The organism is Moritella sp. Urea-trap-13 (assembly GCF_002836355.1).
In the GTDB taxonomy this organism is placed as follows: domain Bacteria; phylum Pseudomonadota; class Gammaproteobacteria; order Enterobacterales; family Moritellaceae; genus Moritella.
Map to the genome: position 1 here is coordinate 127,313 of NZ_PJCA01000040.1, position 12,596 is coordinate 139,908.

The window sequence follows — 12,596 nt, forward strand, 5'->3', positions numbered from 1 at the left end:
ACTAATTAACAGATAGAATTAAGGGAGAAAATTTTTATGCTCTCCCTTGTTTTTATATAAATCGCCCATACCTAGTTATTTAAGTAGCACAGTAACTGTGCTTATCATTAAGAATTATGGAAGTTTAATTATGTCTGAATTTGCAACAAGTGAACAAAAAGGTAGTTACGGTATTGGTCTTCAAATGGGTCAACAGCTTGCTGCTAACCCTTTCGAAGGTCTAGACATTTCAGCTGTTCAAGCTGGTCTTGCTGATGCGTTCGCTGGTGAAGAAAGCAAAGTTAGCAATGAAGAGCTAAACCAAGCTTTCCAACTAATTCATGAGAAATTAGAAGCTGAGAAAGAAGCAAAATCAAAAATCTTCGCAGCGGAAGGTGAAAAATTCCTAATTGCAAACGCAGAACGTGAAGAAGTAACAATCACTGAATCTGGTCTACAGTACGAAGTTATCGCACTTGGTGACATCGATCAAAAACCGACTGCAGAATCTACAGTACGTGTTCATTACCATGGCACACTAACAGACGGTACGGTTTTTGATAGTTCTGTTGAACGTGGTCAACCTGCTGAATTCCCAGTTGGCGGCGTTATCGCTGGTTGGACTGAAGCACTACAACTAATGAACGTTGGTGATAAATTTAAACTATCTATCCCACACACACTTGCTTATGGCGAACAGGGCGCAGGCGCTGCAATCGGTCCATTCCAAGCACTAGTATTTGAAGTAGAACTATTAGACATCATCTAATCAGTCCTATTACAGACTAGCGAAACGCCTTGCTCATAGTGATATGAGCAAGGCGTTTTTTTATGCTTAAAATAAGCGTTTTAGTACTATTCCAGCTTAAACCCTTTAGACATAAATTTTCATTCGGCACTACCTAAAAAGATATAAATTAATGGCAGTGGAGAGATAGTTGCTGCCCTGTTATTATTATTTAGGTAAGATGAATGTTGATTTAGATCAACTTTATGGATAGTGAGTAATGGCAACGTATAACGATTTTAACTGGAAGTACGCAGTAGTGTTCTTAATTGTATTTTTAACAATACCGACAATGCACCTATGGGCTGGCCTATTTGGTATTTTCGGTTAATGGCTGATACTCAGTATGATGAACCCGCATTCTAGCACTTAGAATCGTGGGTTTTTTTATACCTAATAAATAGGCTCGTAGACCCTGTTGATGTGTTTCGAGGAGTGTTATCATCGAAGTACTTTAGCTATTTGATTATGATAAACACAGGGAGAAATCTAGATGGGACAAGCAGTAAGAATTGCAGTTATGGGTTGTAATGGCCGTATGGGTCGTACAATTTTAGAAGCCATTCAAGATAGTGATGGCGCGGCTGTTGTTGGCGCAGCAATCGAACGTCCTGAGTGTAACTTCTTGGGCGCAGATGTTGGTGAATTAGCAGGCTTAGGCTCATTAGGCGTTAAAGTCGTAAGTAGTCTTGCTGAAGTTGCGGACGATTTTGATGTGATTGTCGATTTTACGGCGACGGATGCGACATTGAAGCATCTTGAGTTTGCTGTGGCGAACGATAAGAAAATAGTTATTGGTACAACAGGCTTTAGTGACGAACAAAAACAACTGATTCATGCCGCGGGTAATATCACTGGCGTCGTCTTTGCGCCAAACATGAGTGTTGGTGTTAATGTGATGTTTAAGTTGTTAGAAATGGCTGCCAAGGTGATGGGCGATTATACCGATATTGAAATCATCGAAGGTCATCACCGTCATAAAGTTGATGCGCCTTCTGGTACAGCTTTAGGTATGGGTGAAGTGATCGCGGATACACTCGGCCGTGATTTGAAAAAAGTCGCGGTTTATGGTCGTGAAGGTTTTACCGGTGAGCGCGAGCGCGAAACCATTGGTTTTTCTACCATTCGTGCCGGTGATTTAGTCGGTGAACATACCGCTATGTTTGCTGATATTGGCGAACGTATTGAAATTACGCATAAAGCGTCGAGCCGTATGACTTTTGCAAAGGGCGCGATACGTGCATCTGCATGGGTATTTGCCCAAGATAAAGGCTTGTATACAATGCAAGATGTACTTGGTCTTAATTCTTAAATTAAAAACATAAAATAAAACAGTTGCGTAACATTTATTTTATCTGTATGATTCGCGGAATTTGCCAAAATTTAGTAATTCAGAGGTTGGTTTTTTTAATCTCGAATTACTATGCTGTGTGACAGCCTGGGGTAAATAGTTGATTTATTTTATTATTTTTCTATCTATTTTTTTTGGAGGTTGTCTTGAGTAATATCGCCTTGTTGGTGTTGGAAGACGGAACAGTATTCCGTGGTGTGTCTATCGGTGCAGAAGGTCATTCGGTAGGTGAAGTAGTTTTTAATACTTCAATGACTGGTTATCAAGAAATATTAACCGATCCTTCCTATTCTCGCCAAATCGTTACTCTTACTTACCCACACATCGGAAATACCGGTACCAATGATGAAGACGCTGAGTCTCCAGATGTTCATGCTTGTGGACTAATCATTCGAGATCTTCCTTTAGTTACTTCTAACTTCCGTAATCAACAAACACTTACTGACTATCTAAAAGAACGTAATGTTGTTGGTATCGCGGATATTGATACGCGTAAACTGACACGTATCTTACGTGAAAAAGGTGCGCAAGCGGGTTGTATCATCGCCGGTGAAAGTATAGATGAAACACTCGCATTGGAACTTGCTAAAGCATTCCCTGGCTTAAAAGGCATGGATCTAGCGAAAGAAGTGACAGTAAAAGAAGCATACGAATGGAACCAAGGTAGCTGGACTTTAACAGGTGGCTTACCTGCAGACGCAACCGATTCACGTTTCCACGTTGTTGCTTATGATTATGGTGTTAAACGTAATATCTTACGTATGTTAGTTGACCGTGGTTGCCGTATTACGGTTGTACCTGCGCAAACAACTGCGAAAGAAGTATTAGCGTTAAATCCAGATGGTATTTTCTTATCAAACGGCCCTGGCGATCCAGAACCGTGTGATTATGCAATCGCAGCAATTAAAGAAATTTTGACTACCGATATTCCAGTATTTGGTATTTGTTTAGGTCACCAATTACTTGCATTAGCAAGTGGTGCTAAAACATTAAAAATGAAATTTGGTCATCATGGTGCTAACCACCCTGTAAAAGACATGGAGCGTGGCGTAGTAATGATTACGGCGCAGAACCATGGTTTCGCAGTTGATCAAACTACATTACCTGAAAATCTAGTCATGACGCATAAGTCATTATTTGATGACTCTTTACAAGGTCTTCATCGTACTGATAAACCCGCATTTAGCTTCCAAGGTCACCCTGAAGCAAGTCCTGGTCCACACGATGCCGCTCCACTTTTCAATCACTTTATAGAGTTGATGGAAAAGAGTATGGAAAAAAGCAACGCCTAAGCCTGATACCTAGTAGAGAATTGAACTATGCCAAAACGTAATGATATAAAAAGTATTCTAATCTTGGGCGCAGGTCCTATCGTAATCGGTCAAGCGTGTGAGTTTGACTATTCCGGTGCTCAAGCTTGTAAAGCACTTCGTGAAGAAGGTTACCGAGTTATTCTAGTTAACTCAAACCCAGCTACAATCATGACTGACCCAGAAATGGCGGACGCGACTTACATCGAGCCGATCCACTGGGAAGTTGTACGTAACATCATCGAAAAAGAACGTCCAGACGCGATTCTACCGACTATGGGTGGTCAAACAGCATTAAACTGTGCACTTGAGCTAGACAGCAAAGGTGTTTTAGCAGAGTTTAACGTTGAACTGATTGGTGCTACTGCTGATGCAATCGACAAAGCGGAAGACCGCAGTCGTTTTGATAAAGCCATGAAAGCCATTGGTCTTGAAACACCGCGTGCTGGTATTGCGCATACAATTGAAGAAGCTAAAGGCGTACTGGCTGAAGTCGGTTTCCCATGTATTATTCGTCCATCATTCACTATGGGTGGTACGGGTGGCGGTATCGCTTATAACATGGAAGAATTCATCGACATCTGTACGTTAGGTTTAGACCTCTCTCCAACCACAGAATTATTGATCGATGAATCATTAATCGGTTGGAAAGAATACGAAACTGAAGTTGTACGTGATAAAAACGACAACTGCATCATCGTATGTACAATTGAAAACTTCGACCCAATGGGCATCCACACGGGTGACTCAATTACGGTTGCACCAGCACAAACATTAACGGATAAAGAATACCAAATCATGCGTAATGCATCGATGGCTGTTCTACGTGAAATTGGTGTTGAAACGGGTGGTTCAAACGTTCAGTTTGGTATCAACCCTGAAGATGGGCGTATGGTTATCATCGAGATGAACCCACGTGTATCACGTTCATCTGCTCTTGCATCAAAAGCTACGGGTTTCCCAATTGCTAAAATTGCGGCAAAACTAGCGGTAGGTTACACGTTAGATGAGTTATCAAATGATATTACTGGCGGCGCAACTCCAGCATCATTCGAACCAACACTTGATTACGTTGTAACTAAGCTGCCACGCTTTAACTTCGAAAAATTTGCTGGCGCGAACGACCGTCTTACTACCCAGATGAAATCTGTTGGTGAAGTAATGGCAATTGGCCGTAACTTCCAAGAGTCACTGCAAAAAGCATTACGCGGCTTAGAAATTGGCAAGAATGGTTTAGACCCTGAAGTTAATCTAAACGATGATACTGCAGCTGCAACAATTCGTCATGAATTAATGGAAGCTGGCGCAGAGCGTATCTTCTATATTGCTGACGCGTTCCGTAGCGGCATGACGTGTGATGAGATTTATGCAATTACGTGTGTTGACCATTGGTTCTTAGTACAAATTGAAGACCTAGTTAAAGCGGAAGCAAACGTAAGTAAAATCGGCCTGTCTGGCTTAGATGAAACGGTATTACGTCAACTTAAGCGTAAAGGTTTCTCTGATATACGTCTGTCTAAACTTGCAGGTGTAAGCGAAAACGAAGTACGTAAACTTCGTCATCGTTTAGACATATTACCGGTTTACAAGCGTGTTGATACCTGTGCCGCTGAATTCTCAAGCGACACGGCTTACATGTATTCTACCTACGATGAAGAATGTGAAGCAGCACCAACGGATAATGATAAAATCATGATCATTGGTGGCGGTCCTAACCGTATTGGCCAAGGTATCGAATTCGATTACTGTTGTGTACACGCGGCATTAGCGATGCGTGAAGACGGCTACGAAACTATCATGGTTAACTGTAACCCTGAAACTGTTTCAACAGATTACGACACATCAGATCGCCTATACTTCGAACCTATTACATTAGAAGATGTATTAGAAATCGTCCGTGTAGAAAAGCCGAAAGGCGTGATTGTTCAGTACGGTGGTCAAACGCCACTTAAACTAGCACGTGAATTAGAAGCGGCTGGCGTACCTATTATCGGTACATCACCGGATGCAATTGACCGTTCAGAAGATCGTGAACGTTTCCAACAAGCTGTTGACCGTTTAGGTTTATTACAGCCTGACAATGCAACGGTAACAACGACTGAACAAGCGGTTATTTCTGCTGAATCTATCGGTTATCCGTTAGTTGTTCGTCCATCATATGTACTTGGTGGCCGTGCAATGGAAATTGTATATGACGAAATCGATTTACGTCGTTACTTTAAAGAAGCGGTAAGTGTTTCTAACGAATCACCAGTACTACTTGACCGTTTCCTAGATAACGCTATCGAGCTTGACGTTGATGCAATCTGTGATGGTAAAGATGTTGTTATTGGCGGCATCATGGAGCACATCGAACAAGCAGGTGTTCACTCAGGTGACTCAGGTTGTTCATTACCTCCTTATTCATTAAGCCCAGAAATTCTTGATGTTATGCGCGACCAAGTACGTGCATTAGCATTAGAGTTAGGTGTTATTGGTCTAATGAATACCCAGTTCGCTGTTAAAGATAACGAAGTTTATCTTATTGAAGTTAACCCGCGTGCTGCACGTACAGTGCCTTTTGTTTCAAAAGCAACAGGTGTACAACTTGCGAAAGTTGCTGCACGTGTAATGGCTGGTCAAACGTTAGTTGAACTTGGTTTCACAGAAGAAGTTATCCCACCATACTACTCTGTTAAAGAAGTAGTATTACCATTTGGTAAGTTCCCAGGTTCAGATCCGTTACTAGGCCCTGAAATGCGTTCTACTGGTGAAGTGATGGGTGTGGGTGATACATTCGCTGAAGCTTATGCTAAAGCACAGCTTGGTGCTTCTGCTGAAGTTGCTAAGAGTGGTCGTGCGCTTATCTCAGTTCGTAACGGTGATAAAGCCCGCGCAGCTGAATTAGCGAAGCAACTTATTGCACTTGGTTTTGAAATTGACGCGACTCACGGTACTGCTGTGGCACTGGGTGAAGAAGGTGTTAATCTTCGCTTAGTAAACAAGGTACATGAAGGTCGTCCTCATATTCTTGACCGTATCAAAAATGGCGAGTACAGCTACATTATTAATACGACGGAAGGTCGTGTTGCTATTGAAGATTCTCGTCAACTTCGTGCAGCGGCTTTACGTTATAAAGTTAACTACACAACAACAATGAATGCTGCATTCGCAACGTGTCAAGCGCACTCTGCTGATGACCGTGGTACAGTTCGCTCAATCCAAGAGCTACATACTCGCATTAAGTAATCGCGATTCATAGTTAATAAAAAACCTCGTTATTGCTGTTTAAGGCAGTAGCGAGGTTTTTTTATATCTGCAATTTATGATGATTAGCAACAGTCAGCGCCGAGTGACAGAGACTACAACGACAGTTTCAATTACAGTTCAAATTCCAATTCAATAAAGGTGCAACCTTTTGCACAACTCACGCCGGTCTTCGACGCATCATTTTTATTTTTTGGTGGTAATAATTTTAATGCTTGTTGACAAACTGGGCATAAAACAGTTTTTCCAAGGCATACTTTTTTGATGGTATTACGCTGCTCATGAAATGAGTTGGAACTGCTTTTGTTAATCGCTGAAAAATCTATTTTTGACATAATAACTCTTTAATTGTGCGTGTTTTTTTCTTTAATTACACCTGTTATTTACTTATTCATGTTGCTTGGTTTAATCAAAGTGAACAAGTAATTACTGTGGGTATATCAATAATTGTGGAACATTTTACCTGTTTATTGGCATAAAAGTATCAGTGATTGCATTTTATTCTAGGGTTAGTGTTTCTGAACCACGAATAAATTAAGCGAATGTTAATGATGTACTGTAAATTAAAATTATCAGGTATAACCTTAATCGAGTTACTTTTAAGCTTGGCAATACTGACTATATTGCTGGCCGTAAGTGTGCCTGCGTATACTGGATACGTGGATAAACATAAACTCAGTAACCTCACTAGGCAATTCGTTGAAGCGTTAACGATCACTAAACAATTAGCGATAGTACGGGGGCAACGGCATTATTTTAATGTGCAGGTTAGTAACACCGTCACTAGCACATTCGAATCATGTTGGGTTATCAGTGATAGCGAAAATTGTGATTGCTTAGCACCTCACACCTTATGTCAAACTCAATATGGCCAAGTTAGTTCTGTGATAAGTGATATTGAAATCAGCATTAATCGCGCCCGTTTATCCTTCTCACCCTTATTTGGTGCCACCAATGGCGCTAGCTATCAACTTTCCTTAGGGCGCTTTAGCACTCAGGTTATTGTTAGTACTCTGGGACGTATTCGAGTTTGTATGATAGGCGGAGATAGTGCTATTTATGGACCTTGTTAAATTAGTGCTATCAGTTCAACGAGTGCTATCAGTTCAACTAGTTATATCGGCTTTGCCGAACCGTGTTTACATGTGCGGGCATGGGTTAATTGAGCTGATGATGTCAATCTCATTAGCGGGTATTATTTTTACCGGTATGAGTCATATATACGCGGCCCATGAGGTGCAAAATACCCGAGCGGAACAATATTATCAGGTGCAGCAGGAGGCGCAGAGTATACTGACTATTATGCAGGGAGAGTTGGCTCGAGCAGGCTATAAAAGCAATATTGCTGAAGCGAATCCTTTTATCTATAGCGATGACCAAGTTTTTATTTTAAACCCCAGCAAGGATTGTATTGTCTATCGCTATGATCGTGATGAAGATGGTATTTTTAGTCATGAAAGCTTTGGTTTTCGTTTGCATCTCGGTGGGTTACAGGTGCGTAAAGGCAGTGAGGTTAGTTGCGATGGTGGTTTAGGTTGGGAAATGATTTCAGATACGGCGAGTACCGATATTATCCAATTGCAATTTACGGTTTCGCAACAGTTATATTCTCTACCGGATCGCGTTAAGGGGGATGTCAGTATCGCGCTGAGTATTCGTCACCGTCAATATGCCGATATTGAGCTTCACTTTCTTCGTAATAGTAGTGCGAGGGCTTTTCTATGATGATGTTTAAGGCCGTTCGAGGCTTTGCTATGTTATCCATGACGCTAATTTTAGTTTTCCTTACCATTAGCAGCAGTTTGGCATTTGCTCATATGCAGCAACAGCGTATTCACCGTAATCAGCTTGATCTTAATTACCTGCGAGCTAAAATTATAGCGGCCAACAAATTGGATTTGTTTTATATCGTGATCTACGATTCTCCTGAATTACTTACTTTGCTACAGCCATGTACAAACTTAGCATTAGATAATCATCAGCGAGTCACTCCGAATGCGATGATGCAGCAATATATGCTGTCAGAACCATTTTATTTATGCGTTGAAAAGGCCGCTGTTTTCAACATTACCATCGCGATTACTTATAATAATACTGAGCGACTTGTAATGCAGCGTCAGCTGGTGACGACATCAATGCCTTGGACTTGGCAGCCAAGTTCTTTGTACGGTGTTTAAATGCGCCGGAGACACGATACGCTACAACGAGGCGGCAGTTTACTTGAGGTGATGATCTGTTTATTTATGCTGAGTACTTCTATATTTGGTATCACAGGTTTAAAGTTAACTCAGGCTAAAATTGCATTGCAGCAATCACAATATACCGCTGCATGGGCGCTAATGGAGTATAAGCTTAATGAGTTACGTTCTTTGGCCGACTCGAGTGCTGGATTTACGTCTTTGAGTACAAATTTGGGCGGTAATTTGAGCGCGGGAGATATTCAATATGATCAGCATGGGTTTAGTTTAACCTGGCAAGTTACAGCGCTGACAATACTTTCCACATCAAGTCTATTAAAGGAAGTGGAGGTTAAAATTAATTGGCTGGATAAAACCAATGCCGCGCAGATGATTAGTAGTAACACGATACTGAATCAGGACGTTATTGTGAGATAAGAATGAAATGCATGGGCGATGCACTATAATTTGCATTAACTTGAGTATTTATCGTTATTTTGTGATGAATTGATAATATTTAATATCATTTCATCTATTTAATTTGGTATTATCCTGCCTTTATTAATGTTTATGGATATAGGACGTGATATGGGTAGTAAAGTAGCAGGGCTTCTTCAACTGAGTTTGGTTAAGCAAATCATAATTAGTATTGTTGCGGGTATCGCGCTTGCTTATGCCGCACCAAGTATTGCTATCGAAGCAAGTTTATTTGGTGGGTTATTTGTCAGTGCGCTAAAAGCGATCGCACCTTTATTAGTATTTGTATTAGTGATCTCTGCAATTGCAAATCAAGCATCTAACACGAATGCTAATATACGTCCGATTGTGACCTTGTATTTATTAGGCACCTTTGCTGCTGCGATTGTAGCGGTCAGTTTAAGTTTTTTATTCCCAGTTCAACTTAGCTTAGTAACGGAAGCTGCAACCAATACAGCGCCGAGTAATATTACCGAAGTATTGCGTAATTTGATCTACAAGGTTGTTGATAACCCGATTAATGCCATTGTAACCAGTAACTTTATTGGTGTGTTAACTTGGGGTATTGGTTTTGGTGCGGCGTTAAAGCATTCATCACCAACAACAAAACAAGTGATCAAAGATATTGCTGATGGCGTATCGAAAATTGTACACGTAGTGATTCGTTTTGCACCGCTCGGTATCTTTGGTTTAGTTGCATCAACATTTGCGACAGTTGGTTTCTCGGCAATGGTCAGTTATACCCATTTACTCGCGGTATTATTAACCTCGATGGCCGTTGTTGCCTTAGTGATTAACCCAATGATTTTGTTTGTGATGTCACGTCAAAACCCATATCCGTTAATTTTCCAGTGTTTACGTGAAAGTGGTATTACTGCCTTCTTCACGCGTTCATCTGCGGCGAATATTCCTGTGAATATGGAACTGTGTAAAAAACTTAATTTACACAAAGATACTTACTCGGTATCTATCCCACTGGGCGCAACCATTAATATGGGGGGCGCAGCGATCACCATTACGGTATTAACACTGGCAGCGGTTAATACTTTGGGTATTGCGGTTGATTTACCAACGGCATTATTACTGAGCTTAATTGCGGCTATTTCTGCATGTGGTGCATCAGGTGTTGCCGGCGGTTCATTGTTGTTAATTCCATTAGCGTGTAGCTTATTTGGTATTGATAACGATATCGCTATGCAAGTTGTGGCAACGGGCTTCATTATTGGTGTGCTACAAGACTCAGCAGAAACTGCGTTAAACAGTTCAACTGATGTGGTCTTTACAGCTGCAGTGAGCCATGCCTACGAAAGAAAAACCGACGTGTAAAAATAATCAACTCGTCTGACTTGTTTTAACTGATGAGTGATATAAATTAACTTGTGTAAGTCTATTTTTATAAATTAAGACGTATAAGTTAAGCAATAGGCAGGCCGTTAGCGATAACGGCCTGCTTTTTTATTGGTTAATTTTAACGCAGTATTTTGGGGTGTTTTTAAATACGTAACAATGAGTAACAAAATACGAAATTAACCTGACTCTTGTTACTCGGATGTTATACTCATTTACAATTCGGATAACCGAAATATTAATAGATTGAAACATTAATCATCGGTGTAATATGCAAAAATAGATTTTTGTATAAAGCGTGGCAAAAGGAAGAGACAAATGTTCGACTTTAGAAGTGATACGGTCACACAACCAACGGCAGCAATGCGTAACGCGATGGCAACGGCTGTTGTGGGTGATGACGTTTATGGTGATGATCCGACAGTAAATAAACTCGAAGAAATGGCCGCTGAACGTTATGGATTTGATGCAGCTATCTTCTGTTCGTCAGGCACCCAAGCTAACTTGTTAGCTATCATGGCGCATTGCCAACGCGGTGATGAATATATTTGTGGTCAAAACGCCCATAATTATCGCTGGGAAGGCGGTGGTGCTGCGGTACTTGGTAGTGTACAACCACAGCCGATTGCCAACGAAACCGACGGCAGTATTTGTCTGCAAGCGATACGTGACAATATTAAACCTGATGATGATCATCATGCAAAAACCAAGCTATTATCATTAGAAAATACCATAGGTGGTAAAGTTTTATCCCTTGAGTATCTCGCTCAAGCTCAGGCATTAGCGTTTGAACATGGCTTACGTATTCACCTTGATGGTGCGCGGGTGTTTAATGCGGCCGTTAAACTTAATGTTGATGCCAGCGAAATTACCCAATATTTTGATTCGGCATCAATTTGTTTATCGAAAGGACTTGCTGCACCAGTTGGTTCATTATTACTTGGTTCTGAGTCGTTGATCCGTAGTGCTAGACGCTGGCGTAAAATGCTCGGCGGCGGTATGCGTCAAGCGGGTATTTTAGCGGCGGCAGGTATTTTGGCGCTCGATGAGCAAGTTGAAAAACTGAGCGTTGATCATGACAATACGCAATACTTGGCACAACAATTACAGACGCTATCTGAATTCACTTTTGATTTAGACAGTGTCCAAACCAATATGATTTTTACCCAATACACAGGTAAAGATGGCAAAGCATTAGCCGCTTATTTACGTACTAAAGGTATTATTATTAGTGCGAGTAATGCGATCCGTTTTGTCGTTCATCAAGATATTACCGTCGACGCAATCGACTTATTAATTGCAGAAATCAAACATTTTCATTCACTGTAAAGTGAAGCTTTATTTTGTATAAATAAGGTGGATAAAATATAATTATAATAATAAAAGTAGTGCCGGAGTTAGCATGACAGATAAAACAGCAGTAGAAAATAACCAGAAAGCGTCATCAGACAAATCAAGGATCCCAACGGGCAGTTTGATTTTACGTACGTTAGCAATGCCTGCTGATACCAATGCCAATGGTGATATTTTTGGTGGTTGGATCATGTCGCAAATGGATATCGCTGGCGGTATTTTAGCGAAAGAGATCGCGCAGGGCAGAGTGGCCACTATTTCGGTAGATGGCATGACATTTCACCAACCTGTTACTGTGGGTGATGTGGTTTGTTGCTATGGTACATGTTCACGCATTGGTAATTCATCAATGACGATTAAGTTAGAAATTTGGGTTAAGCCCGTGATCAACGCTCCTAAATTTAACTTCCGTTATATCGTTACCGAAGCGACATTCACCTATGTCGCAATTGATGATAATGGTAAGTCACGTCGTATTGAGCGTACCTGTGAAGTCTAAGTAGTGTTGTTGGTGACTTTTATGTCGACTTTGTTGATGTGAAATCACCGCTTCCATTGCGTTATTTATC

Annotated in this window: 12 protein-coding genes; 11 read left to right on the plus strand and 1 reads right to left on the minus strand. The window is 41.0% G+C overall.

Translation table 11 applies throughout. The features are described 5' to 3' along the window. The first annotated feature begins 130 nt into the window (after positions 1–130). The 4 genes from CXF93_RS21070 to carB all read left to right on the plus strand — a co-directional run bounded on the left by CXF93_RS21070 (position 131) and on the right by carB (position 6,655). The gene (locus CXF93_RS21070; RefSeq protein WP_101064467.1) at positions 131–748 is read left to right on the plus strand and encodes an FKBP-type peptidyl-prolyl cis-trans isomerase; all 618 of its coding nucleotides are present in this window, start codon (positions 131–133) and stop codon (positions 746–748) included. A gap of 511 nt (positions 749–1,259) precedes the next feature. Beyond that, positions 1,260–2,078 carry a 4-hydroxy-tetrahydrodipicolinate reductase gene (dapB, locus tag CXF93_RS21075; RefSeq protein WP_101064468.1) on the plus strand — a complete coding sequence of 273 codons (819 nt, stop codon included), beginning with the start codon at positions 1,260–1,262 and terminating at the stop codon, positions 2,076–2,078. Positions 2,079–2,263: 185 nt separating this feature from the next. Then, positions 2,264–3,409: a glutamine-hydrolyzing carbamoyl-phosphate synthase small subunit gene (gene carA, locus CXF93_RS21080; protein ID WP_101064469.1), complete on the plus strand. Its 1,146-nt coding sequence runs from the start codon at positions 2,264–2,266 to the stop codon at positions 3,407–3,409. Between the two features lie 27 nt (positions 3,410–3,436). After that, on the plus strand, positions 3,437–6,655 hold the full coding sequence (carB, locus tag CXF93_RS21085) for a carbamoyl-phosphate synthase large subunit (protein ID WP_101064470.1): 3,219 nt from the start codon (positions 3,437–3,439) through the stop codon (positions 6,653–6,655). A 131-nt stretch (positions 6,656–6,786) separates the two neighbouring features. Here carB and CXF93_RS21090 read toward each other — a convergent pair whose 3' ends face one another. Then, positions 6,787–7,008 (minus strand): hypothetical protein, encoded by a 222-nt coding sequence (locus tag CXF93_RS21090; RefSeq protein WP_101064471.1) that lies wholly within the window; start codon positions 7,006–7,008, stop codon positions 6,787–6,789. 324 nt (positions 7,009–7,332) lie between these two features. On the opposite strand from CXF93_RS21090, the gene CXF93_RS21095 reads away from it, so the two are divergent. The 7 genes from CXF93_RS21095 (at position 7,333) to yciA (ending at position 12,526) form a co-directional block, all read left to right on the plus strand. Further along, complete coding sequence (locus CXF93_RS21095; protein ID WP_232784285.1) at positions 7,333–7,746, plus strand: prepilin-type cleavage/methylation domain-containing protein; 414 nt, start codon at positions 7,333–7,335, stop codon at positions 7,744–7,746. Between the two features lie 97 nt (positions 7,747–7,843). After that, positions 7,844–8,398: a hypothetical protein gene (locus CXF93_RS21100; protein ID WP_232784286.1), complete on the plus strand. Its 555-nt coding sequence runs from the start codon at positions 7,844–7,846 to the stop codon at positions 8,396–8,398. Then, complete coding sequence (locus CXF93_RS21105) at positions 8,395–8,850, plus strand: hypothetical protein (RefSeq protein WP_101064473.1); 456 nt, start codon at positions 8,395–8,397, stop codon at positions 8,848–8,850. Before CXF93_RS21100 ends, CXF93_RS21105 begins: the two co-directional genes overlap by 4 nt. Then, a complete protein-coding gene (locus tag CXF93_RS21110) occupies positions 8,851–9,288 on the plus strand; it encodes a hypothetical protein (RefSeq protein ID WP_101064474.1) in 438 nt (145 codons plus the stop codon). Between the two features lie 150 nt (positions 9,289–9,438). Beyond that, complete coding sequence (gene sstT / locus CXF93_RS21115) at positions 9,439–10,653, plus strand: serine/threonine transporter SstT (protein WP_101064475.1); 1,215 nt, start codon at positions 9,439–9,441, stop codon at positions 10,651–10,653. A 339-nt stretch (positions 10,654–10,992) separates the two neighbouring features. Next, positions 10,993–12,003, plus strand: coding sequence for a low-specificity L-threonine aldolase (ltaE, locus tag CXF93_RS21120; protein WP_101064476.1), 1,011 nt, complete (start codon positions 10,993–10,995; stop codon positions 12,001–12,003). A 73-nt stretch (positions 12,004–12,076) separates the two neighbouring features. Further along, positions 12,077–12,526: an acyl-CoA thioester hydrolase YciA gene (yciA, locus tag CXF93_RS21125; RefSeq protein ID WP_101064477.1), complete on the plus strand. Its 450-nt coding sequence runs from the start codon at positions 12,077–12,079 to the stop codon at positions 12,524–12,526. Positions 12,527–12,596 lie beyond the last annotated feature (70 nt).